Genomic DNA, 23407 nt, shown 5'->3' with positions numbered 1-23407 from the left:
GAATAAGGTTTAAGCGAGAGAAATAGGGGGAGGAATGTTGAGCAGTAGAGAAGAAAGTAAGTTGGGAATCAATTTCCCGATAGAAAGTAAGTCAAAGTAAGAAATGATTAAATCATCTGAGAGATCATAATTCTTATAATCATTGATAAAATCTAAAAAGTCAGCTCTTGTGCGACTGAGTGTTGCATTATCATCAATCGAAGTGATCTGAGGTAAGTCAATCGCTGTGTCCTCAGGCGTTTCCAAGGCATTGGCATAGGATTTTTTGATGTGTTGGAGGTTTGCTTCAAAATATTGGGAAACAGCGTCTGAGGTGCTATCAAATGGGAAACCTACGGTTGCCACAAGTAGCAATGCAATCAGTTTGTTTGACCAGTTCCCCGTCATAATGTCCACGTATTCCTATCGATCTCTGTACTCAATCTTAAAATGGGAGGTGATTCTAATGAATGTGCAATGGATTTCTCATTCTGCGCAATTGTTAGTGGATGGGACGAAAAAGATTGAAAAAAAAGACTGTCCAGAGCGCGAAACCACTCTGGTACAGTCGGTTAAGTTTTGGCAAATGAGAAACAATTCTAACGGAATAAAATAAAAACATCCTGTGCCCCTAACGGGACACAGGTTAAAGCGGTAGAGAGGAGTTATACGGGTGGAGGTAAGTTTAGATACTGGTTAGAAAGGAGTTTTGAATACCATTGTGTGGCTTCAAATGCATCTTGGGTGACAGTGGCGGTCCAAAATCCAGTGATTCCCTTTCCATTCCAAGTGAGGATGTCTTCTAAATCTTTTGTGCCAGTCCCTTCTTCTGAAGTTGTATTTTGGCCCACAAGGAAATGAGATCCCGAAACTTGGGATTTTCCTGTCACTCGGCTGGATTTTGCCCCACGAGCGCGTACCAAAACATTTTCTTCTGAAAGGAATGCACTGCCCAGAGAGATTGTTAGGAGAGTGACTCCCATGATGTATGTAATCTTTCTGAACATAGTTACAGTTTAGACCATCTCTGATTAAAATCTAGCATTTTTTTGACCATTGCTTACCAAATAAGCAGAACGACCAAAAAAAATATCCATTCGAAGTGGTTTGTCTCTGTTTAGAGCACTTTTCCCGGGTTCAAAATCCCTTTGGGGTCAAAGGCCAATTTGATCGCCTTCATGGTATCCAATTCCCCTTGGGAACGGGAAAATCCCAAATAGTCTTTTTTGAGGAGACCGATTCCATGTTCTGCAGAAATGGATCCTTTGAATTTTTGGATCAGTTGGAACATCTCAGGGTCCACTTGTTTGCATTGTTTGAAGAATTCTTCATCCGAAAGGTCTTTTGGTTTCACAATGTTTAAGTGAAGGTTCCCATCTCCAATATGACCAAAAAGGGCAATGGAAAAACCTTGGTATTTTTGGGTGAGAAGGGCACTCATTTCCCCTAAAAAAGCCTCCATATTACGGAGTGGAAGGGAAATATCATTTTTGTGAACTGTATAAGCAAGAGAAAGTGATTCCGAAATTCCTTCTCTGTACTTCCAAAAGGTTTCGTTTTGCCTTGAGTTTTGTGCAATGGATCCATCGGTGATGAGTTCTTTTTCTGTTATGGATTCTAAAATCGAATATAGTTTTTCTTCATCGGTTTCGTTGTTTACTTCGAATTCCATGAGCACATAATACTTGCTAGGTGCTCGAAATGGGTCTGGAACACCTAAGTGTTCTTTCACTTTGTCCAAACAATAATCAGTTAAAAACTCAAAAGCTAACAAAGGTAAATCGAAGTTATGAGTTTCTTTGAAAATTTCCAAAATGTTTTTGTATTCTGGGACTGCTAAGAAAATCACACGGATGTCTTTGGGAGGTTTGGTGAGTTTGACAACAGCTTCTGTGATGATACCAAGAGTTCCTTCCGAACCGATAAATAAATGTTTTAGGTCATAACCTGTATTGTTTTTTAAAATTTCACCGTTAAAACGAAAAACTTCCCCTTTTCCAGTAACAACCGTTAGTCCTAAAATCCAGTCTCGGATGAGTCCGTAACGTACAACTCGAACACCACCAGCATTTGTTGCAATGTTTCCGCCGATGTGGCTGGATCCTGTTGCGGCAAAATCTACTGGGAAATAAAACCCTCTTTCTTCGGCTTCTTTGTGAAGGTTTTTTGTGATCATCCCAGCTTGGATGTGTAAGGTGCCTAGAAAAGGATCAAAATCCATCACTTGGTTCATTTTGGACATTGAAATCACAATCTCCCCGTCCTTTGCAACAGCACCACCAGCATAACCAGTCCTTCCACCAGATGGGACTATCGAGATTCCATTTTGGTAAGCATAAGTAACAATGGATGCTACATCTTCTGTAGATTCAGGGAATACTAATACTTGGTAATTCGGAGGGTATACTTTTGTGCGATCGGTTCCATAAGAATCGAATAAGGCATCATCCATGGTTCCATCGTTTTTTTGGATGACTTTTTTTTCTCCGATGAGTTTTCCTAGTTCTGTTTTTGTTTTTGTAAAATCCATTTTGATTCCTTTAGATATCAACCATATCAATTTGTGAGTTCACAGCAGGATCATCATCACCTGGAGTGAGTCTCGTATAACTTCCGTCTGATTCCAATATTCGCGCTTGTGTATTGTCTCGTAGGAGTAATTCTAGTATTTTTGCGATTCGTTTTTTATGTTTGTCTTGTAAGATCGGAAACATGACTTCGATTCGCCGAAGGAAGTTTCTTGGCATACAATCTGCAGAAGCTAAGTAAACTTCCGGTTTCCCACCATTTTCAAAACTATAAATTCTGGAATGTTCCAAATACCTACCAACAATCGAACGAACATTTATACGATCGGAAACACCTGGAATTCCTGGTCGTAAACAACAAATTCCTCTGATAATCAAATCGATTTTTACGCCTGCTTGGGATGCTTCATAAAGTTTCAAAATCACATCTGGGTCAACAAGTGAGTTCATTTTGAAAATGACACGAGCTTGTTTTCCTGATTTTGCGTTGTCAGTTTCTCTTTGGATGAGTCGTAAAAACTCTTCTTTCAGAAAGGTTGGTGCCGCATAAATTTTAGAGAGCCTAGGCATTTTGCCTGAACTTGTGATTGTGTTAAAGAGAATGGCCACATCTTCTGTGATCTCGGGATTTGCTGTGAACAAACTAATGTCTGTATAATACCTTGCTGTTGTTGAATTATAGTTCCCTGTTCCAAGGTGGACATAACGGTTTAGTTTGTCTTCTTCTCTACGAACAATGAGTAACATCTTACAATGGATTTTAAGACCTACAACACCATATACAACGTGAACTCCACTATCTTCTAATTTTTTTGCCCAACGTATGTTCCTTTCTTCATCAAATCGAGCTTTTAGTTCCACAAGTACTGTTACTTGTTTTCCATTCTCGGCCGCTTCACCTAAGTATTGTATGATAGGCGAATCTCCAGAAGTTCGGTACAATGTCATTTTAATCGCAAGAACCTTTGGGTCTTGGCTTGCAATTTTTAACATGTCTTCTATCGATTTAAAACTTTCATATGGGTGATGGAGTAAGTGATCATTTTTTCGAATTTCAGAAAAAATAGATTCACTTTTTTTGGCTGCAAAACCAGATTTTGGAACTGGATAGGAATACTTTAAATGGCTTGTTTTTTCCAAACTTTGGAAGAACATCATGTCGTTTAAACTAAGTAAGGTGGGGATCTCCATTACTTGGTATTCTTCGAGTTCCAATAAACCACGGAGTAGTTCTTTGATATGGCCTGCACCTGAGTGGACATCCAAACGAACAGCATCACCCCACATTCTGTTTTTTAATTCATTTTTCATGGTGGTGAGAAGGTCACCAATGTTTTGTTCCTCATTGATTGAGATATCTGCATCTCTTACAATCTTAAAGGTATGGATTTGTTTTACATTCATTCCATAAAACAAATCACCTAAGTGGAGTTTGATGATTTCTTCTAATGGGAAATACCTTCTTGTATCACTTTCTCGGTTGGGAGGTAATTGCAAAAATCTAGGTAATACACTCGGCACCTGGACAATGGCAAATAGTTCCTTAATTTTGTTTTTGTCATCATCTGAATACAATGTGATCCCAAGATTTAGCGTTCGATTGAGAATATGTGGGAAGGGGTGAGACGGATCGATGGCTAGTGGAGTGAGAATAGATGATACTTCGCGTTTGTAATAATTTTTTACAAACTGAATGTCATCACCTGCAAGTTCACTTGGATCTTGGACGACCACAATTTTGTTTTGTTTTAATTCGACTAAGATCTCATCGAGAGATTCGTATTGTTTTTTAACAAATTGGCCAACTTTCGAATAAAGTTCTGCGATGGTTTCTGAAGTTCTTTTTCCATTGAGGCTTTTTTCTTCGATTCCCGCATTTTTCAAATTGAGTAGGCCCGCCACACGAACCATAAAAAACTCATCCAAATTGGATTCAGTGATGCATAAAAATTTAAGGCGTTCGAGGAGTGGATTTTCTTTATCAAAGGATTCTTCGAGTACACGGTAATTGAAGTCGATCCAGGAAAGTTCGCGGTCGAAAAAGATATTTTGGTTCCCCATTTCTATTTTTTCTGTAGGGTTAGCAGTCATAATTCTAGGATTTGGGAAGGAAAAAATTCTGTAAATTCCTAATCCTTTTGTAGAATTCGACGACACTAGATTCAGAGGGATTTGGGACGATATGCCAGCATACACCATGCCGGGTCTGATGACCGGGCAAAACACAAACGATATCGTTAAAAAACTGGTTGAATTGGAACGCCGGCCCATCAAACGATGGGAGACCGAAAATGAATATGCCAAAATGCAGATTCAGATTTGGGGAGAGGTCAAGAACCTAACGACCAACTTACAAACCAAAACCAGAGCCCTTGTTTCGTTTACAGCTCCATTTGCTACCAAATCCGTGTCCTCTTCTGTGGAAGGAGTGATCACTGGGGAAGCATCCCGTGCTGCCAAGTCAGGAAATTGCTCACTTGAAATCATTGAAATGGCAAGTAAACACCAGTTATCTGGTGTTGAAATTGATACAGACATTCGACTTCCTGAAGGAAGTTTTACCGTGTATTCTGGTAAATCGAAAGAAACAGTGACTTTCCCAGGTGGAGGGTTATCTGAACTTTCGAGTGCCATTAAGAATATGGCAGGTAGTTTAGTTGAAACTTCCATTATCAAAATTGATAAAGATTCTTCTATTATCACATTAACATCCGTTAAAACAGGTAAAAAAAACGAACTTCAGTTTTCAGATCCAAATGGAATTTTGAAACTTGCTGGACTTGTTGGCGAAAATAAAGCCGCTACAGAAGACACGAAACAACTTCTTTCCCTCGATGGCACAAAAGCCAAAGTTTGGGACCTATCAAAATTTAAAAAATCAGAATTAGAAACTGAAAAAATCGTACAAACCGAAGAAGGAATTTTTCTAAAACCAGATACAGCATATACAATTCCCATTGCTGTTACCGAAATCAAAGAACGTTCTTACCTGGAAGTGGAAGTTGTGGGGGAAGGTCCTGCTGTCATGGAGATGGGGATGAGTTTTGAAAAGGAAGGGAGTGTGCGTAATAAATTCCTTCCCATTAACAAAACAGAATTAAAATATATTTTCCAAGCAGGTGATATTGCGAGTGATAAAAACCTCACAGGGATCATTGTTTCCAATTCTGCCACAACACCTATCCAAATCAAATCGGTAACTCTTGTAACTCCCCAAGCACCTGGAACCGCGGAACCTGTGAAAGTGTTACAAGAAGCCAAAGATCTCAAAATCAAAATTGATGGAGTTGAGATCACACGAGAAACCAATGATGGCATCGCAGATGTATTAGAAGGAATTTCATTTAATGTACATAAGGTGACAGAAGAACCTGTTACTTTAAAAATCCATGTCGACCATGCCAAAGGTTCTGCCCTTATCAAAGAATGGGTAGATGCTTATAATGATTTGATGAAGTTCTCCAAAGAAGTAACTTCAGTTGAAAAAAATGGAAAAATTTCTGATAAGAAAGAAAGTGATGATTCCAAAGCTGCTGATATTTCTCGTGATTTTTGGGATAATAAATCTAAATCCGGGCTTCTTGCTGGTGAAAATTCCATTTTACGCCTCATCGCTTCTTTGAAAACAACAGCTAACTCGTATTATCCTGCCACTAAAGAAAATGGATTCCGTGTTTTGACAGACATTGGAATTTCTACTGGTGCCGTTGGATCCAACTGGGAAAAAATCCAAGATGGTTTGTTACAAATCGACCAAGAAAAACTCATAGCAGTTTTATCTGAAAATCCAGATGGAGTTAGGGATTTGTTTGCATCTGATCCGAATAATGATGCGAAGATGGAAGAGGGAGTTGGGATTAGACTTCTCGAAATTCTAAAACCTTATAACCAATATGCTTCTGGTATAGTGACAAGTAAGGTAAAACTCTTAGAAGAAAGTGTTGCAGGAAATAACAAAAAAATCAAAGAACATGAATCCCATCTCATTAGTTTTGAAGCCAAATTAAAACAAAGATTTCTCTACATGGAACAAGGTGTAGGAAAAAACAAATCAGTTGGGAACTATTTACAGAATAATATGTTTAGAGGGAACGGTGGAGAATGATGAATATTTATATCAATGAACAACAGTTAGATACTAAATTGGACGGAGAAACCAACCTCGGCCAAGTGTTCGATCAAATTCAAAAATGGATCGAATCAAATGGAAAATACCTACGTCATTTCACCGTGAATGGAAAAGAATTAAATAGGTCAGACCTTGACTCTGTTGGCATTGAAGATACAGAACGATTGGATTTATATGTTGGTGAAGAATTGGATGTCATTGAAGATAGCCTTGTCGAAGTAGACAATTACGTAGACAAAGTGGGTTCCACACTTGTGGGTCGGGATTCTTTAACTGAAAAAGAAGCTGAGGATTTGAAAGAAGGGATCCCTTGGATCATTTCCATGATTCGTACGACAACGAAACTTCTCAACCTCAATCTAAACCTCATCCAACCAATGGGAAAAGGAAAAAACGTAGAAGAAATTCTCGAATCCTTACACAACGGGTCACTCGTTCTAGATTCCACAAAAGCAATCGAATCGTTTTTAGAGGACCTTCGTGATGTAAAATTGTTTTTGATGGACCTAAGCACAAGGCTTGCGGTCATGCGACTAGATGAATCCGAACTGATCGAAATCATTTCTAAATTTGTAGACCAAAAAGACAAAGTAATCAAAGACTTTATGTTAGTGAACGAAAACTTCCAATCAGGAAAAGATCATTTAGCATCTGAGATTTTAAATGATGCAGTTGGTCGTTTAACAGGACTTATGTCAGCACTTGTTTCCATCCAAACTCGTCATTCTGAGTTAAATTGGCAAGAGTTGTCTTTTGAGGATAAAAAACTTTCTGATTTAGTTGGCCAATTGAATACTACTCTTTCGAACATTGCTTCTGCAATGGAAAAAAATGACATTGTATACGCTGGTGATATTTTGGAATATGAACTTCCTGAAATTCTTGAATCGTTAGTGCCGTTTCTATCTTTAGTGTTAGAGAAAGTAACCGTTTAGTTTTTTTCGTTTTGGGGGATTTGGTTGGAAAGCCAGTTCCCCAATCCAAATAAGATCCCTACACAAAATACAACACTCCCCCAAATCAAATTGAGATTCCAACCTAGGGATTTTGCATACATAGGATCACCATTGGTGATGAGTCCATATCCAAATAAAATGGAACCAAGTAAAAGGAATAAGGTTGCGAGGATGGACGATAAGGAAATCATCCCACGATCTTATCCAAACTTTCACAACATGACAAGCCATAAATCCAAACCAAACCGTTGACAGAAGGAAATGTTTCCGTTTCTCTTTCCGTAATGGCTTTATTTTTAGATTTAGACAATACCATTTTACCATCCAAAGAAGCATATGCATACGCAATCGCAGAATGTGCCAAAGATTGGGACGAGCGTAAGTTAGGTGGAAGTTTCTTGGAGTTATATGAAGCGGCAAGAAAACAAGTGAAGTCCCAACTCAAACACCATAGTTCAAACCGCCTCAGATTGTTATGTTTTAAATTGATGTGGGAGAGGATGAGGTCTACTCAAAGGAATGGGTTCCAAACGCAAGACATAGATGGTGTATTATGGATGGAAGATCGGTATTTTTTTCATTTTCTCTCGTATTTTGCAGAAGAAAAAAAGAAAGAGAGATACCAAACTTTTTTATTTCCCCTGTTAGTTTCTCTCTCAAAGGAATTTCCCATTTACCTCACAACAAATGAAACCCTTCGTACGCAGTTGTTGAAGGTCCGAGGATTTTTGCCTGATACGTTTCGTTTTACACTCATCACTTCAGAGGAAGTGGGATTTGAAAAACCATCAAAAGAGTTCTTTCAATATGTGTTACAAAGAGCCGGAGAAGATCCCACGGATTGTATCCTCATAGGAGATAGTTGGGAAGATGATATTCTGGGAGCCAACTCCCATGGAATCTCAGGAATCCATATTCCCGAGATGTGGGGAGAGGGAGATGAGGTGAATCCTTTGGGTGTAGACGAAACAACTTCTTTTCAGAAGGATCTGGATGGCCAAACCAGCCCAAATCAAATCTGGAGGGCATCCAATACCGTTTCAGGGTTAACCTTTGCTAGATCAAGGTTTCTTCAAGGTCAAAAATAAAGTATTGTTCCAGTTGATGGTTTTGAAACTGAGCGTAAACACAAGTTTGGTGAAGAAATAATAGGCAAGTTTTACATACACTGCCAGTTTACTTTTGCTCCCTGATACAGAAAGGATGGGCATAAGCACTTTGTATTCTGGTTTTGTGAATCCACATTGTTTGCCAAGTTCAGCTAAGGTGGCCATTTTGTAATTGTTTACATGGTCTTTGGCTTCTAGGTAATGCACACCTTCCTTCATTCCTTTTAACTTCACCTTAAGATTGGCTTTTGCCAATTGGATGGGGAAGTTTGGTGTTTGTAAAAATAAAACTCCACCAGGTTTGAGTAGTCCATGTAAATAAGTGAGAAGTGAGTGTGGTTTTGGAATGTGTTCAATCACATCCCAAAGTGTAATGATATCAAAACTTTCTTTTGGTAGTTTGGAATCCTGAACAAGGCCTGCATACACAGTTTTCATACCATTTTGTTCGTTGGCAAACTTGACTGCTTGTTTGGATATCTCATACCCTACAGCAGTCCAACCTGGTTTTTTTGTCAGGACAGCTTTGACAAAAAATCCCAACCCACAACCTACATCCAAAAGATTTCCTTTGGATTCTCCTAAATAGGTTTTGATGAAGTCAGCATACACAGCTCTATGCGCGTTGTCCCACCATTCCAAATCATACGTTTGTTCTGCGCCGTCCCAATACCCTTCGTAGTGTTCTTCTTGTTCATAAGAAGAATAGACATGGCCACAATTTTGGCATTCCAAAATGGGAGTTCCATTTTCATTAAAAACAGTTTTGGACTCGGTTGATTGGCAAAGGATACAAGATTTCATGTTCGATTCTGTCAGTCTAATCCTTGGGAACAAGGGTCAAACTAAAAATCCTTGATAGAACTTGCCAAGGACACTGACCAAAAAATCATTGAGTGATAAGAGAGGAACAGATGAAAATCAACTTCACCAAAATGGAAGGGATCGGAAACGACTACGTATACATTGATGCTACGAAAAACGACATCCGACTCACACCAGAACAAATCCAAAAACTATCCGACCGTAATTTTGGGATCGGTGGCGATGGCGTGATTTTCATCCGTAATTCGAATGCTGGCGAATTCCAAATGGACATGTACAATTCCGATGGAAGTTCCTCTGAAATGTGTGGGAACGGAGTCCGTTGTGTTGGTAAATTTGTGTATGACCATGGACTAACCAAAAACCAAAAACCAACCATCGAAACGGGGAAAGGTGTTCTCACTTTAGATTTAAAAACAGGAACGAGTGGGAAAGTTGATATGGTGACTGTGGATATGGGCGAACCCATTCTCAAACCTTCACTTGTGCCAATTGTTTGGCCAGGGGAAGATCCTGTGATCAACCAAGAAATCGAAGTCCAAGGGAAAAAATATCGTTTTACTGCTGTTAGTATGGGAAACCCACATTGTGTCATTTATGTGGATGATGCTGATGCCTTCCCTGTAAGAGAAATTGGTCCCATTATTGAAAACCATCCACTATTCCCAAGACGAGTGAATGTTGAATTTGTATCAGTCCGAGGAAAAGACCATCTCTACCAAAGGACTTGGGAAAGGGGAACGGGAGAAACCTTGGCCTGCGGAACGGGGGCATGTGCTGTGACAGTTGCTTCCATTCTCAATGGGAAAACCGGACGTTCTGTCCGCATCGATCTAAGAGGTGGTACCCTTCATGTGGACTGGAAAGAAAATGGATCTGTGATGATGACAGGTCCTGCGAAAGAAGTGTTTTCGGGAGAAGTGGAAATCTAGGGAATTGCCAAACGATTGAACCCATCTGGGGTTCGATTACTTTTTGAGATAATCTACTTTTTGTAATTCACCCATGCGCCGTTTTGTTTCATCTGAAACGGCCAACATACCTTTGTCAAGCGGTAGGTGAGCATAGTTCTCATACTTAATCACTTCTCCAAAGACCACATTGATCTTTTTATACACCACTCTTCGTTTGATGTCGCAGACTTCTTTCGGCATTCCCATAAAGGCGCGCACTAACGGTGGAATGGGGTAATCAGTGATGGTTTCTTCTTCTGGGATGATGACAGAGGGAAGGATGTCCACTTTGTTTCGCAAACTAAAAGCAGCAAACCCAGAGTGGAATTTAGCAAGGGGAGCAGAAAAATCATTCTGCACCATGTAATCATGTCCTTCTGGAAAAATCCCAAGCACATCCCCATTTTTGAAGACCTGTTGTACCTTTTTGATACTTGCCATCGAAATGTTTCCATCAATGGCCATCGGAATGGTTCCTGTTTTTTCCACGAAGTCTTTGAAGAGAGGAATCCTGGTGGTATATTCGGCAGCGATCCAAGAGATAAATCTAGGAAACACAGATCCAATCACAAAGGGATCCATATCACTTCTATGGTTACATGTTAGGATGAGTTTGCCTGTTGGGACGATATTATGGTAACCGTAAACCGTTGTGTTGACTGCCAAATTAAAAAACGGAGTGACAAACTTTTTGATGTTCTCGACGTTTTTTTTGACTTGGTCTACGGTATTTTCCATTTCAATCTCCTAAAATTTTTTGCCACCAAGATTTAGTGGCATTCCCACTACTTGGTTTTCTTGGCTCTGCGTTTGGATTTTCACCACTCATCTCTCTTGGGTCACTCGTGGGAGCATTTGGCATCCGTCTTTTCCCAACATGGGGACTTGGCACGGTACGTTTGATTTCCTCCAATTCTTTTTGGGCAGAAGCATTGGACTTAATAAAGGCGCGGATTTCATCCCATTGGGGATCAAAATCATTTCCATACATGGCATAATTCATTAGATCAATACGATCAAAATCGGGCATGTTCAAGATTGAAAGTGATGCCCTAACAAATTCAATCCAATTTTTATTTGGGTACTCTAGAATGAGGGAGGCCAATTCCGAAAATAATAAAGTGAGAGATAGAATCGAGTCGAAGAGACATAAGATCAAAAAAACAAACCAGAACACATCCCCTTTGCCCAAAAACGTAATTCCATTTCCGGTCCAACCGAATAAGGAGAAAATTTTCCATTTATGTGAAGATTTGTTTTGCGAACCGAGTGAGGGGAAAGAAGCTTAGAAATGATGCCAAAACGAGTCTTGTTATTATTCGCTTTTTTCCTATTGTTCCAAAACTCTATGTGTTTGAAACTTTGGATTGTTTCTGCGAAAATGCGTACAACAGAAGATGCAAGGGACAACAAATCCTACCAAAAAACGAGAAGTTTTCTGAAAGCAAAACAGTGGTTGGAATACAAATTAGACCCAGAACTTTCCAAAATTGAATTTGAAAACCAAGACTTGGGAGAGTTGCGTGGGATTGGACTCATTAAGTGTTACGTTCCCTATGGGATTGGGGAAGTTGATGCCAATGAACATGAATTTGAATACATCGTGAAGGTGAAAGATGGTCATGCAGAGATGCAGATCAATAAAATCTTTTCCTTCATCCGTGATCCCAATGATATCATACTCAATTATGGTCCGAAAAATGAGAAGGTGGCGAAGGTAACCATTAGGTCCTGTTTCCGACCATTGCTTGATGATTTCTTTGAGTTTATCAAATAAAGAATAGGGATTAGTAACCGAGAGGATTGCCCACTGTGGAACCCGTGGAACCATAGGTATTGGTTCCCGTGGGTGAGTCAGTAAGACCATAGTAGTTTAAGTTTTGAGAGTTCCCATTGGGAAGGGAAGAATTGTTTGAGGGTGAGGAAGAGTTCGATGCAGAATTTGCATTGGAGCTCCCATCATCTTTTAGCAAATCTAGTACATCTTGTGTGTTTACCAATTTGATCTCGTTACAAGAAGAGAAAAGGAAACCAATCAAAAGTATACCAAAGGCAAATTTCATATTCACCATTCTGACTTCATTTCAAAAACGATTCAAGTCTAAATTCCGATTTTATCCTAACTTATAGGATGGGATAAGAATAAATTTTTTCCTTTGATTCTCTTCCTTTGAGTTCATATTCGCCCTCAAGTTGCAATTGAGAGCGGATGGATGGAGAAATGAGGTTTGCCGTATTTTCTGTGATGAGAAGGTTTTTTTGTAACCCTTTACAAAGTCCTTCGACTCGAGATGCGGTATTCACTGTATCTCCGATGACTGTAAATTCCATCCGATTGGTAGAACCAATGTTACCCGCAAGCAAACTTCCGGTATGAATGCCGATTCCCATTTTGAGTTCTGTTAATCCTTCCTTCATAAATTGTTGGTTGAGAAGTTCCAAATTCCTTTGCATCTCCAACGCAGTTTGAAAGGCACGATCTGCATGGTCTAACATGGGCATAGGTGTTCCAAATACAGCAAGGATCGCATCCCCAATGAATTTATTGATAAATCCCCCGTGAACTTCGATCGCATTACTCATTTCTTGGAAATATCGATTTAAGATATATAATACTTCTTCGGGAGTCCGTTTTTCAGAAAGTTTCGTAAAGTCTCTTAAGTCTGAAAATAAAATAGTGGCATCAACAACTTTACCACCAAGGCTATGTTCGTTGGAAAGTAGATAATCTCTAACACGTGGGTCAACAATTCTGCCAAATGTATCTTTGATCCTCTCTCTTTCCGCTAGTCCCTCTGCCATTTCGTTGACTGCGTCACCGAGAAGTCCAAGTTCATCTGAACTAAAAATCGTAACTCTTGTATCAAACTTTTGTTCTTTGATGAGTTCCGTTGCTTCTTCTATTTGGTTGAGTGGGTGTTGTATGCTTATGGCAAAAGTGACAGAAAAAACAAAGGAAAAAAATAACATGATCGCAATCACTTCAAACAAAACATCTGTATGTACTAACTCATGTAATTGGAATATATTGTGGTTTGTTCTTTGTAACAATCCAAATACCAACAAGATGATCGGGAATAATGTAGAAGCGGTCCAAAAGATAATTTGTTTAGTGACGATAGAAAATTGTTTTCCTTTCGCATATTTTCCGAGTCCACCTTCTGGAAATACACTAGGAATGATTAACTTTCGGTTTAAGTAGTTGGTTGTTGCATAAGAAAAAGCAAATGCAAAGAGTCCCCAAAATGCAAACAAGATAGTAACTGTTATGATGCTTTGAGGAGGTGAGGAAGGAAATAAAGTATCAATTCGATATACAGATAAAAATGTGGATAATTCCCAACCAATAAAACCAAACAAACTGATGATGAGGGGTGAGTGGACAATCCGATGGCGTGCTCTTTCTTCCGATAAATAATTACATTTATTTCTATTGAAGAGGTAGTTTGAAACCGGAAGGCTATAAAAAAATAAAATGACTGTAATGATGGGAAATGGTCCCCATGTTAACGCAAGCAAGGTGAAGTCCTGCGTTGCAACAGTGGCTTCAAATAATACTAAAAACCTTTCTGGTAAAAAAACATTACTCGTGTAATTTGCAAAAAGTAATGTAAATAAGCAGGCCGAAAAAGGAACTATAAAATAAATCAACAGGAAGGCAATGAATTGAAGTCTCTGTTTTGGTACCATGGGGTTCAAATATAACTTACCGATGGATCTTTTTCAATGTTCTTTTTGTTAGGATTCTTTGTACTTGGATGTGTTTTGCATCCGTAAGGGGAAAAAATAAAAAAACAATCGAACCCAAGATAAAGAAAAATCCAACTCCGGGACCAAAAATCATAGCTAAGCGAAATCCAACTTCAGTAGATTGTTCTGTGAGTCCATTTTGAAATCCAATGAAATCGAGTAAAAAACCTGTGAGTGCGATTCCAAAGGCTTGGGAAAATTTTACACCCATCTTCCATATTCCAAAATAGAGTCCTTCCCGTTTTTCACCAGTTTTGTATTCATCATAGTCGACAACATCTGTAAGGATGGAGTCCATGATGAGAATGGATCCTGCGAAGATCCCACCAAAGAAGGCTGCTATGAGAGGAGGTCTTAGTTCTCCATAAGGGAATAATGGATACACGATTACCGTTAGAAGTCCTAAACCAAATACACCAAGAAATGCAGGGATTTTTTTCCCAATCTTTTTGGAAATCCAAACCCAAAAACCTATGGATAAGATGAGTACAAGAAAAAACGGCAATAAGATATTGATGACCACTTGGGATTCCTTTAATCCCAATCTATATTCATAATAGTACAAGGCAATTGCGGAGTTAAACGTTCTACCAATCGTTGCAATGACAAATGCAAATAATAATATGAGAAACATTTTGTTTCTTAAGACGGAACCAAAAGACACAAAGAATGGAAGTTGTTTCGTTTTATCAGATTGGATGGTATCTTTTCCCTTTGTCACTAAAAAGGTGATGATAGAAGAAACAAGGATAACGAGAGAAACAATTTCTCCAGCTACAGTCCGCGAGGTGATGATGTTTTCCTTAGCACCTTCATCACCTAGAGATTGTAAGATGGCAGCAGGCACAATCATTCCAATTAACATTCCTATGTTACTAAAGAATAACCTCCAACCAAACACAGAAGTCCGTTCATTTCGTTCAAAACTTAATTCCCCACCTAGTGCAATATGAGGTACTGAGATGATAGTCATCGCTGTATTCACTAAAAGATAAACACTTAGTAAATATGCAAATTTACCCAATTGGGAAGAAATGGATGGGGGAGAAAAAAGTAAAAGCACTGATATTGATAATAAAATTCCACCAATGAAGATATAAGGCCTTCTTCTTCCGAATCGAGTGATGGTATGGTCAGAAATCCGTCCCATCAGTGGGTCACTGATTGCATCCCAAATTACTGAAATTGACAAAGCAATTCCTGCTAAACTGGAATTGAGTCCAACGATCTCTGTATAGTATTTGAGAAGATAAATTTGAGTAAAAAGTTGAACGGCTGTTATGCCAGTCTCTGCAAACCCATATCCCATTTTAATGGGAAGTTTTAGTTTAGAATGGTTCATTCATGTTTCCAAGTATTGGACGGTCCGAACCCAGTTTTTTGGGAAATAAATTGGCTTTTAGAGGTAAAGGGTAAAGGCTTTTTTAATCTTTTGCAAACTTGTTCATTCTGTTTTATAAGAGATTCGAATGATGGAAATGTCATCGATGACTTGGCCAATAGAATCAATTTCACTAATGATAGAATCTAAATTTCCTTTTGTGTTTTCCACGATTTCTAAGAAATTTTCATCTTCTGAGAGCACTTCCCACTCTCCTTCTTCATTTTTCGTGAGAAGGTCATCTTTTCCATCTGATCCAATGAAGAGAATATCATGGGGCTGGAGTTGGAATTCATTGACTTCTTTTATGGGGAGGGCTCCCAGGGTGCCTAGTTTGCGATAGGATACAATGGGATATAAAAAGTTGGCTTTTCCATTTCGCAGTAGTACAATCATGGGGTGTTCTGCATTCAGAAAAAAAAATTTTCCAGTATTTTCTTCGATGAGACCCATACTTAAGGAAACTAACATGGTTCCATTAAATGTCTCAAAAATCAATTGGAGTTCTTGTAAATTGGACCTGAGCCAGTCTTCCGGACATTGGTTTTTAAAACCAGGATCCGTTTTTGTTCGTTGGACAATGGATTGGAATACAGATCCAAATACCAAAGCTCCACCAGCACCTTGCATGGATTTACCCATTGCATCAGCATTCACAAACAAAAGGTATTTTTGTTCGTTTAGATAAATTGTGTGAGAGATATTGATGTCCCCACCGATTTCATATTTCTGATTTTTAAATTCAAAAGACTTTTTTTGCCGAAGGAAATGATCCACCATAAACTGTTTGCTTTTCGTGTCTTGGATGGCAAATGGATTTAATAATTGGTAAATTAAGTAATAATCACCATCTTGTTGCACTTTTAATTTGCTGATATCAATTAAGGATTGGTTTAATTCATCTGTACGAAGTGTAACCTTTTCTTCTAATCCTTCATTCAGATTTCGAATCTCAGCATACATATTTTTAAGAGTTCCAATAACAGAATTTAAGTAGAACGCTTGTTTTGCGAAATCATCACTGGATTTTGGAGTAACAATGACATCAAAATTTCCTTTTGCCAGTTCCCCTAGCGAACGACTCGTTTCATTCAAACCTTCATTCACGGATTTTGCGACTACATAGGAACAAACGATAAGAGGGATGATGAATATAAAGGAAACAGTGACTATAGGAATCATTGGATCTTTGACTGCTATTTCGCCTGTCGCTAAGGAATATAAAATATATGAAAAAATCACAAAGGGAAGGGCAGCCAAACTAAAAAATGCGACAAGGATACGTGTGAAGTAGTTAAATTTAGGAATGTCTCTCTCTTGGAGTTCTACATTTTTAAACTGAGGTAAGTCGAATAAATTTCGAATTGCACTTTCACTGATAAAATAATAAGTAACAAACGATATGGGAGCAATCATTACAAACGTAAATATTGCTGACCTAGCAACGGATGGTGTATATTCCACCAAATAAAAAAACAATAAGCTGATTGGTATCACGCCAGATAACCAGCGTATTACGATGATTATAGCTTCTATGAGTGGATAACGAAAGAGGAGGATTTTAACCGATTTTGCATATTCCTTCTCCTCTTGCGAGAGTGGAATGGAGAACTCGGAAACCTGTTTCATTTTCTCGATTTTGGCAAATAGGTATTTTAAGAGTAAGTGTCGAACAAAAGTTCCTAAGAGGCCAATCCCAGTGGCAAATACGAGACATAACGCAATGAAGATTTTCCAATGGTTTGGCTCCATCTTTTGTGTGATGATCGCATAATAAACGGCAAATGGTACGGGAACCGTATGTGTGAATGCCTCCAGTTTTATGGTGAGATCCCAGAATAATGTTTTCCTGTTTCTATTCATTTTAGTGGAAACTTTCACAAGAGACGATACTATATCATAAAAATTAAATCAAGATATTCGGAAATTTTAAACTTAAGATTTGTTTCCATTTTTTTGTTCGTTCCAGTTCGGTTGGGAATTGGTTTTCCCACTCAGTTAAGATTTCTCTCGCCCGAATTTGGTTTTCTTTTTCCAAATACAATCGAATCAAATGAAAGGTATTTTTGGAAGCTTTTGGTTCCCTTAATCGGATCCGCTCGGCGATTTCAATGGCTTGGTCCAACCTACCAGCTTTCCGAAGTAAAATCGAACTTAATTCCATAAAACTAAGATCATATGGGTGGCTTTCTAAATATACCTGTGCATGTTCGGTGGCTTCAATATAATCTTTTCGTTTGAAGTGAAGTTTTGCGAGTAATTTATGAAAGCGTTTGTTAGTGATTGGTTGTGTTAGAATTTGTTTTTGAAGGGAATCAATGGCTGCATCAATATTTCCAACTTCCACAAGTTTTTTTGCTGTCTGGTAGGATTTTGAAACGTCGGTATTCGAAACGGTATCTAAATTGCCCTTATAATAAACTCTGATCAGTGATAAATCATCAGTGATTTCGCCATTTTTGGTTAATACTTTGAAAATTGGTTCTAATTCACCTTTACCTTGTTCAACGTAGGATAAAATTAAATTTTCGTCTTGGTTGATTTGTCTTTGGTTGGATTCATTTTGTTCATTAAAGAGTAATAAATCATCCCTTCCATCGGATCCACTGATGATTGTATCTCCAGGTAACAACCGAAAGGTTTTAATAAAAATTCCAGAATTGAGACCTTTGGTTCCTAATTTTCTGTAACTCAGTTCATTTTCCAAAAAACTAGCTTTTTCATCTCGGTATAAGATGAGCCAAGGGTGTTCTGCGTTGATAAAATATAAAAAACCTGTTTCTTCTTCAATGAGTCCAATTACAAGAGAAACCAACATACTTCCGTCAAATCCTTCAAAGATTTTGTGCATTTCAATGAAGGCGTTTTTTAACCATCGTTCTGGTGATTGGTTGAAAGTGGCGGAAGATAAATAGGTTCTTTCAATGATCGATTGGAAAACGGCTCCGAGTACAAGTGCACCTCCTGCACCTTGCATCGATTTTCCCATTGCATCAGAGTTTACGAAGACAGAGAATTTTTTTCCTTGTAGAATGACATTATGGGCAATGTTTAGATCACCTCCAATTTCATATTCTTTGCCTTTGAATTCGAATTTCTTTTTTTGTCTTAAGAAAAAATCAATACTGACTAGTTCACTACTCACTTGGTTTTTTCCAAGTGGTTTGAGGAGTAGATGTGTTAAAAAATAATCTCCATCTTGTTGGAACTTAAGTTTTTTCACTTCTTCCAATGAGTTTTCTAATTCCATTGTTCTTTCTTTGACTTTACTTTCTAAACCAACATTTAAGGTAAAAATTTCCGTATACATTGTGTTCAGTTGTTGTATGACACGGTTTAAATGGAATGACTGTTGTCCAAAATCGTCTCCAGAAGATGGCATGGAAACAACGGAAAAATTTCCTTTTGAGAGTTCATCTAGAATATGGCTAGTTTCACCTAATCCTTGTCTGACTGCTTTTGCGACCAAATAAGCAACAAAAACTAAAGGAAATATAAATATGATTCCAATGATTAAAACTTGTAATGATGGATTTTGGACATTTAAATTTCCATTAGCACTTGAGATGAGCATGTAACCAAGAACAGTAACAGGTAATGCAGCAAGGGCAAAAAATGAGATTAAAATCCTTTTGAAATAATCAAATTTTGGGATTTCATTTGGTTCGATGGCAATAGGTCGAATCAGAGGGAGTTTGAATAAATTCCGAAATGCATTTTCTGTGATGAAGTAATAGGCAACGAAGGAAATTGGTGGAATCATCACCATATAAAGAATAAACGTAGTCCATAGAGTAGGTCTGTATAAATCAAAAAAAGGAGTGCAAAAGAAAATAAGCCCTACACCAACAAACCAACGAATGATGATGATAAATCCTTCATAAAATGGATATCGATATAAGAACAGTTTGAGTTCCTTTGCTTTTGAATTGGATCCGATTGTATAAGTCTCTTTGTTTTTTTCTAATTGGAGAGATTCAAATTGATTGGATAATTTTCTAAGTGTGAGATATCTCCATAAACATCCTCCTAAAACCATTAAGGTTCCACTAGTAATGCATAAAACTAAAAATAACAGCCATTCGTTTATGCTATATTCTTGTGTGATGGAAGCCATATAAATAGCAAATGGAACCGGAACCAAATGTGTGAACGCTTCTAAACGGATTGTAAGAGGTAAAAATATAGTTTTAAACATGAAGGATTTAGAATATCGTAGGAGATTTTAATAAAAAATGAGAATTGTCAAGTCATTGCAGAAGAATCATTCTTAGTTTGATTCTATTTTGCTTGCTAAATAAGGTCTTTACCTAAATCCTTTAACCATCTCCCTAAAACTGGATCCATCATCTGTGCGCAAAAATTTACCAGTCACTCAACATGAAGTAGAATTCCAAGAAGGAACAAAGATAACTTCCAAAACAGATTTAAAAGGAATCATCACTTATGTTAACGAAGACTTCTTGAAGATTAGTGGATATACGCAAGAAGAACTCATTGGCCAACCTCATAACCTCATTCGGCATCCCGATATGCCTGGGGAAGCCTTTCGTGATTTGTGGGAGACTGTCAAATCCCAAAACTCATGGGTAGGACTCGTTAAAAATCGGTGTAAAAATGGAGATTATTACTGGGTTGATGCCAATGTTTCTCCTGTTTATGAAGATGGAAAACACATCGGTTATATGTCGGTTCGTACAAAAGCGACAAAAGAACAAATCCAAAAAGCAGAAGGATTGTATGCAAAGCTGAATCTTGGGCACAAGATTGAGTCGCAACGGTTTGAGAAATTGTTTGCCATTTCGACTGAATCAGTTTATTTCATTCAATCTTTCATCAGTTTGGTTTTGTTACTATTCTTTGGTTCTTCCTATTTTGTAAACATTCCTTTCCTTCATAACCCATGGTTTTTGGGAGTTGGGGTTTTCGTTTTTTCTTTGAGTTTTATATTAGGATATTTTAAAATTCAAAAAAACAAAAATTCTATTTTAAGAGTAAATGAATATTTGAAAAACTTATACAAAGGTAATTTGAAGTTTGATGTAAATACGGACAATGCAGGTGATCACTCTGAAGTTTTGGTGCTGATCAAAAAAACGCAGTTTGAATTCCGAGGGATGATTTCACAACTCATTGGGAATGCTGAAATCGTAAAAAGCCAAATCAAAGGACTCACAAAAGCTGTAGAACATATTCATGTTGCCTTCCAAGAGTTATCCCTTGCCATGCAATCATTATCTGAATCAAGTAACGTGACAAAAGAGAGTTCCGAAAGTATATTCCACCAAATGGATGCTCTCAATCATTTGATCCAAAGCATTCGATCGGAAGCAATGGCTGTTCAATTTGAATCAACCAATGCACATCACATTGCCATGGAAGGAAAAAATCGTTCCGACAAAGCTATGTCCCAATTCTTAAAAGCAAAACATCAGATTTTTAAAACTTCTGAATCGATCAAAGATCTTGGTGAAAAAACAAAAGCCATTCGAAAGATCACAGAAACTATTGCTGCCATTTCAGAAAAAACCAACTTACTCTCATTAAATGCCTCTATTGAATCTGCAAGAGCAGGTGATGCGGGAAAAGGATTTGCTGTTGTTGCTGGTGAAGTTGGGCTTCTCGCAGAACAATCTAAAAAATCGGCAAAAGAAATCTCTGTATTTATCAGTGAACTCACTTCAAAAATTTTGCAAACAGTGAAAGATATTGAAGAGGGTTTAAGCGAAGTGGAATTAGGATCCAATGAATTTGAAACTGTGCAAGCTGAGATGGGGAAAATTCTTACCAACTCAGAAGGCACAAAACTAAGTTCCGAAAAAATTAATGGTTCCACAGAAGGATCACAAGAAAAATCCACAAGTGTTCTTTTGAATATAGAGAAGATCCAAAACCAATTGACACATACATCTTCCATCGTGGAAGAATTGTCAGCAGCTGCTCATGAACAGAAACAAACAGTTGCGGCAATCGAAGAATCCATTTCCAATTTAGATAAAGTAGCGGACAGATTGGATTCGGTTGCGTTCCGATTTCAGTTTTAAAAAATAAAAAACCCAAAGTTTCCTTTGGGTTCACTGACTTGATTAGTCTTCAGCGTTCCAACCTACAGAATAGATGACTGCTGTAGAGACTGTGAATAGGGAATAATACGCCACCCATACCCATACGAGTTGTGTAGGAGCAAAGTTTGTTAAGGACAAAGTCCATAACATTGGGGAAACAAACCCAATGATAGAAACTAAGATTCCGACTAAAAATCCACCCACAAGTCCTTGCGGAAGCGATTCTTTCATAAGTGCATAAAGAAAACCAAAGGAAATTGTGAACAATACATCGCTGAACACAGGTCCAAGCCAGAAAACATCTGTTATGGGAACAAACATCGATTTGAATGTTGGATCAAAGTAAAACTTTGCAAAAAACAACATGCGAACTGGAATCGACACTGCTTCCCAAAACGAAAAGGCAAGGAGGAACCGGACTAAAATCCGATTCCATTTTTCTGTATTCAGCGAATTCACTATATCACTTCCCTAAGATGAACACGAAGTTCGTCGTAGCCGATCCACCAATGTTGAGCATAAGACCGTTCTTTGCTCCTTTCACTTGGTAGTCACCTGCCGTGTTTGTGACTTGTTTGTAGAGGTCGAGCATCATACGAACACCGGACGCTCCCACTGGGTGACCCACACCGATGAGTCCACCAGATGGATTGATTGGTTTTTTCCCACCAAAGTCAATGGTTCCTTCTTCGATTGCGATGTGTTCTTTTCCTGGTTCTGAAATTCCAAAAGCAGAAATCGCAGCATACTCAGAAGAAGTAAAACAGTCATGTGTTTCAAATACATCAATGTTTTTTACATCTAGGTCAGCACGTTTGTAAGCATCTTTTACTGTTTGGCGAGTCCATGGAAGGATGTATTTGTCTCCAACGGATTCTTGTTTTTTTGCTTCAAATGTAATTGGTGCGACTCGGTGACCCCAACCCTTCACACGAGGGATGTCATCAATTTTACGGCCAGTTTTTTTAGCGTATTCTTTTGTGTAATCTTTAGAAGCAAGGATGGTCACTGCAGCACCGTCTGTTACTTGAGAACAGTCAGTGATACAAAGTCTTCCACCCACAGCCATATTATTATCACCACCACGAGCCATCGCATGTTCTTTGTTCATGAACCATGTACGAGTTTGTGCTTTTGGGTTCCGTTTTGCATTTGCGTAATTGATACGTGAAATTTCAGCAAGAGCATCCATAAAACGTTCTTCTTTTAGTTCATAACGTTCGAGGATCACGTCTGCTAATTTTCCGAAAAGTTTAGGGAAAGGAAATTGAACCCCTTTTGCTTCTTTTTCGTAATAGGCAGCAGTTCCTAGGAAGTCACCACCCACAGAAGAAGAAACGGTTTTCATCACTTCCACACCAAGAACGATCGCTAGATCGTAGTCTTCTGCACGGATATGTGTGATCGCTGCATCAAGTGCAACCGATCCAGAAGCACAAGCAGCTTCATAACGAGCACCAGGAACCCCGAAAAGTGCAGGGTTTACTTCTGTTAAAAATGCACCCAAATGTCCTTGGTTTGCGTACTGTTCAGCATCAAAGTTTCCAACAAAAACAGCCACACGATTTTCTTTGTTCAATCGTTTGATTTCATCATAACTAATGCCAACTTTTTCAAGAGCATCATCTAATACTTCACGCATCATGGACATGAAGGTTTTTCCTTCTTTTGTCCAGTTCCTTTGGAAGTCGGTTTGTTCCCCGCCTAGTACAAATACTTTTTCACTCATATG

The 23407-nt window shown here is 38.3% G+C and carries 21 protein-coding genes; 6 read left to right on the top strand and 15 right to left on the bottom strand.

What is annotated here, in order from left to right; translation table 11 throughout:
• Nucleotides 1–9: 9 nt before the first annotated feature.
• The 4 genes from DI076_RS10970 to ppk1 form a co-directional block, all read right to left on the bottom strand.
• Nucleotides 10–387 (bottom strand): hypothetical protein, encoded by a 378-nt coding sequence (locus DI076_RS10970; protein ID WP_100715714.1) that lies wholly within the window; start codon nucleotides 385–387, stop codon nucleotides 10–12.
• 257 nt (nucleotides 388–644) lie between these two features.
• The gene (locus DI076_RS10965; RefSeq protein WP_108959911.1) at nucleotides 645–986 is read right to left on the bottom strand and encodes a hypothetical protein; all 342 of its coding nucleotides are present in this window, start codon (nucleotides 984–986) and stop codon (nucleotides 645–647) included.
• A gap of 110 nt (nucleotides 987–1096) precedes the next feature.
• Complete coding sequence (locus DI076_RS10960) at nucleotides 1097–2509, bottom strand: FAD-binding oxidoreductase (protein ID WP_108959910.1); 1413 nt, start codon at nucleotides 2507–2509, stop codon at nucleotides 1097–1099.
• Between the two features lie 10 nt (nucleotides 2510–2519).
• Nucleotides 2520–4598 carry a polyphosphate kinase 1 gene (gene ppk1 / locus DI076_RS10955; protein WP_245918386.1) on the bottom strand — a complete coding sequence of 693 codons (2079 nt, stop codon included), beginning with the start codon at nucleotides 4596–4598 and terminating at the stop codon, nucleotides 2520–2522.
• Nucleotides 4599–4689: 91 nt separating this feature from the next.
• On the opposite strand from ppk1, the gene fliD reads away from it, so the two are divergent.
• The gene (gene fliD / locus DI076_RS10950) at nucleotides 4690–6612 is read left to right on the top strand and encodes a flagellar filament capping protein FliD (RefSeq protein ID WP_108959908.1); all 1923 of its coding nucleotides are present in this window, start codon (nucleotides 4690–4692) and stop codon (nucleotides 6610–6612) included.
• Nucleotides 6609–7571: a DUF8042 domain-containing protein gene (locus DI076_RS10945; protein ID WP_108959907.1), complete on the top strand. Its 963-nt coding sequence runs from the start codon at nucleotides 6609–6611 to the stop codon at nucleotides 7569–7571. Before fliD ends, DI076_RS10945 begins: the two co-directional genes overlap by 4 nt.
• Here DI076_RS10945 and DI076_RS10940 read toward each other — a convergent pair.
• On the bottom strand, nucleotides 7568–7783 hold the full coding sequence (locus DI076_RS10940) for a hypothetical protein (RefSeq protein ID WP_108959906.1): 216 nt from the start codon (nucleotides 7781–7783) through the stop codon (nucleotides 7568–7570). The two genes, DI076_RS10945 and DI076_RS10940, sit on opposite strands and share 4 nt — an antisense overlap.
• A gap of 93 nt (nucleotides 7784–7876) precedes the next feature.
• Here DI076_RS10940 and DI076_RS10935 point away from each other — a divergent pair, with 93 nt between their 5' ends.
• The gene (locus tag DI076_RS10935) at nucleotides 7877–8680 is read left to right on the top strand and encodes an HAD family hydrolase (protein WP_108959905.1); all 804 of its coding nucleotides are present in this window, start codon (nucleotides 7877–7879) and stop codon (nucleotides 8678–8680) included.
• Here DI076_RS10935 and DI076_RS10930 read toward each other — a convergent pair.
• Nucleotides 8654–9505: a class I SAM-dependent methyltransferase gene (locus tag DI076_RS10930; protein WP_108959904.1), complete on the bottom strand. Its 852-nt coding sequence runs from the start codon at nucleotides 9503–9505 to the stop codon at nucleotides 8654–8656. The genes DI076_RS10935 and DI076_RS10930 overlap by 27 nt on opposite strands.
• A 110-nt stretch (nucleotides 9506–9615) precedes the next feature.
• Here DI076_RS10930 and dapF point away from each other — a divergent pair, with 110 nt between their 5' ends.
• Nucleotides 9616–10458: a diaminopimelate epimerase gene (dapF, locus tag DI076_RS10925; RefSeq protein ID WP_108959903.1), complete on the top strand. Its 843-nt coding sequence runs from the start codon at nucleotides 9616–9618 to the stop codon at nucleotides 10456–10458.
• A 36-nt stretch (nucleotides 10459–10494) separates the two neighbouring features.
• On the opposite strand, the gene DI076_RS10920 is transcribed toward dapF, so the two are convergent.
• Nucleotides 10495–11217 (bottom strand): lysophospholipid acyltransferase family protein, encoded by a 723-nt coding sequence (locus tag DI076_RS10920; RefSeq protein WP_108959902.1) that lies wholly within the window; start codon nucleotides 11215–11217, stop codon nucleotides 10495–10497.
• Nucleotide 11218: 1 nt separating this feature from the next.
• A complete protein-coding gene (locus DI076_RS10915) occupies nucleotides 11219–11509 on the bottom strand; it encodes a hypothetical protein (RefSeq protein ID WP_108959901.1) in 291 nt (96 codons plus the stop codon).
• 261 nt (nucleotides 11510–11770) lie between these two features.
• Between DI076_RS10915 and DI076_RS10905 the strand changes: the two genes are divergently transcribed.
• On the top strand, nucleotides 11771–12256 hold the full coding sequence (locus tag DI076_RS10905; RefSeq protein WP_108959899.1) for a DUF4468 domain-containing protein: 486 nt from the start codon (nucleotides 11771–11773) through the stop codon (nucleotides 12254–12256).
• A gap of 10 nt (nucleotides 12257–12266) precedes the next feature.
• Here DI076_RS10905 and DI076_RS10900 read toward each other — a convergent pair whose 3' ends face one another.
• The 5 genes from DI076_RS10900 to DI076_RS10880 form a co-directional block, all read right to left on the bottom strand.
• A complete protein-coding gene (locus tag DI076_RS10900) occupies nucleotides 12267–12542 on the bottom strand; it encodes a hypothetical protein (protein WP_245918385.1) in 276 nt (91 codons plus the stop codon).
• A 61-nt stretch (nucleotides 12543–12603) separates the two neighbouring features.
• Nucleotides 12604–14169, bottom strand: a complete 1566-nt coding sequence (locus DI076_RS10895) for an adenylate/guanylate cyclase domain-containing protein (RefSeq protein ID WP_108959897.1) — start codon at nucleotides 14167–14169, stop codon at nucleotides 12604–12606.
• Nucleotides 14170–14185: 16 nt separating this feature from the next.
• Nucleotides 14186–15571 (bottom strand): MFS transporter, encoded by a 1386-nt coding sequence (locus DI076_RS10890; protein ID WP_108959896.1) that lies wholly within the window; start codon nucleotides 15569–15571, stop codon nucleotides 14186–14188.
• 102 nt (nucleotides 15572–15673) lie between these two features.
• Nucleotides 15674–17473: a SpoIIE family protein phosphatase gene (locus DI076_RS10885; RefSeq protein ID WP_108959895.1), complete on the bottom strand. Its 1800-nt coding sequence runs from the start codon at nucleotides 17471–17473 to the stop codon at nucleotides 15674–15676.
• A 43-nt stretch (nucleotides 17474–17516) separates the two neighbouring features.
• A complete protein-coding gene (locus DI076_RS10880; protein ID WP_108959894.1) occupies nucleotides 17517–19808 on the bottom strand; it encodes a SpoIIE family protein phosphatase in 2292 nt (763 codons plus the stop codon).
• Nucleotides 19809–19962: 154 nt separating this feature from the next.
• Between DI076_RS10880 and DI076_RS10875 the strand changes: the two genes are divergently transcribed.
• Nucleotides 19963–21654 carry a methyl-accepting chemotaxis protein gene (locus DI076_RS10875; protein ID WP_108959893.1) on the top strand — a complete coding sequence of 564 codons (1692 nt, stop codon included), beginning with the start codon at nucleotides 19963–19965 and terminating at the stop codon, nucleotides 21652–21654.
• Nucleotides 21655–21696: 42 nt separating this feature from the next.
• Here the strand turns inward: DI076_RS10875 and DI076_RS10870 are convergent, their stop codons facing one another.
• Both DI076_RS10870 and DI076_RS10865 read right to left on the bottom strand, forming a co-directional pair.
• Nucleotides 21697–22134: a hypothetical protein gene (locus tag DI076_RS10870; protein WP_108959892.1), complete on the bottom strand. Its 438-nt coding sequence runs from the start codon at nucleotides 22132–22134 to the stop codon at nucleotides 21697–21699.
• A 4-nt stretch (nucleotides 22135–22138) separates the two neighbouring features.
• Nucleotides 22139–23404 carry an acetyl-CoA acetyltransferase gene (locus tag DI076_RS10865; protein WP_108959891.1) on the bottom strand — a complete coding sequence of 422 codons (1266 nt, stop codon included), beginning with the start codon at nucleotides 23402–23404 and terminating at the stop codon, nucleotides 22139–22141.
• Nucleotides 23405–23407: the final 3 nt, after the last annotated feature.

Origin of the sequence: Leptospira ellinghausenii (genome assembly GCF_003114815.1) — a bacterium.
Taxonomy (GTDB): Bacteria; Spirochaetota; Leptospiria; order Leptospirales; family Leptospiraceae; genus Leptospira_A; species Leptospira_A ellinghausenii.
This window is presented reverse-complemented; position numbering and strand designations above follow the sequence as displayed.

Bases quoted from the DNA above. Each gene is read 5' to 3' on its own strand.
- DI076_RS10970 (WP_100715714.1), bottom strand. From the start codon at position 387: ATGACGGGGAACTGGTCAAACAAACTGATTGCATTGCTACTTGTGGCA.
- DI076_RS10965 (WP_108959911.1), bottom strand. From the start codon at position 986: ATGTTCAGAAAGATTACATACATCATGGGAGTCACTCTCCTAACAATC.
- DI076_RS10960 (WP_108959910.1), bottom strand. From the start codon at position 2,509: ATGGATTTTACAAAAACAAAAACAGAACTAGGAAAACTCATCGGAGAA.
- ppk1 (WP_245918386.1), bottom strand. From the start codon at position 4,598: ATGACTGCTAACCCTACAGAAAAAATAGAAATGGGGAACCAAAATATC.
- fliD (WP_108959908.1), top strand. From the start codon at position 4,690: ATGCCAGCATACACCATGCCGGGTCTGATGACCGGGCAAAACACAAAC.
- DI076_RS10945 (WP_108959907.1), top strand. From the start codon at position 6,609: ATGATGAATATTTATATCAATGAACAACAGTTAGATACTAAATTGGAC.
- DI076_RS10940 (WP_108959906.1), bottom strand. From the start codon at position 7,783: ATGATTTCCTTATCGTCCATCCTCGCAACCTTATTCCTTTTACTTGGT.
- DI076_RS10935 (WP_108959905.1), top strand. From the start codon at position 7,877: ATGGCTTTATTTTTAGATTTAGACAATACCATTTTACCATCCAAAGAA.
- DI076_RS10930 (WP_108959904.1), bottom strand. From the start codon at position 9,505: ATGAAATCTTGTATCCTTTGCCAATCAACCGAGTCCAAAACTGTTTTT.
- dapF (WP_108959903.1), top strand. From the start codon at position 9,616: ATGAAAATCAACTTCACCAAAATGGAAGGGATCGGAAACGACTACGTA.
- DI076_RS10920 (WP_108959902.1), bottom strand. From the start codon at position 11,217: ATGGAAAATACCGTAGACCAAGTCAAAAAAAACGTCGAGAACATCAAA.
- DI076_RS10915 (WP_108959901.1), bottom strand. From the start codon at position 11,509: ATGCCCGATTTTGATCGTATTGATCTAATGAATTATGCCATGTATGGA.
- DI076_RS10905 (WP_108959899.1), top strand. From the start codon at position 11,771: ATGATGCCAAAACGAGTCTTGTTATTATTCGCTTTTTTCCTATTGTTC.
- DI076_RS10900 (WP_245918385.1), bottom strand. From the start codon at position 12,542: ATGAAATTTGCCTTTGGTATACTTTTGATTGGTTTCCTTTTCTCTTCT.
- DI076_RS10895 (WP_108959897.1), bottom strand. From the start codon at position 14,169: ATGGTACCAAAACAGAGACTTCAATTCATTGCCTTCCTGTTGATTTAT.
- DI076_RS10890 (WP_108959896.1), bottom strand. From the start codon at position 15,571: ATGAACCATTCTAAACTAAAACTTCCCATTAAAATGGGATATGGGTTT.
- DI076_RS10885 (WP_108959895.1), bottom strand. From the start codon at position 17,473: ATGAATAGAAACAGGAAAACATTATTCTGGGATCTCACCATAAAACTG.
- DI076_RS10880 (WP_108959894.1), bottom strand. From the start codon at position 19,808: ATGTTTAAAACTATATTTTTACCTCTTACAATCCGTTTAGAAGCGTTC.
- DI076_RS10865 (WP_108959891.1), bottom strand. From the start codon at position 23,404: ATGAGTGAAAAAGTATTTGTACTAGGCGGGGAACAAACCGACTTCCAA.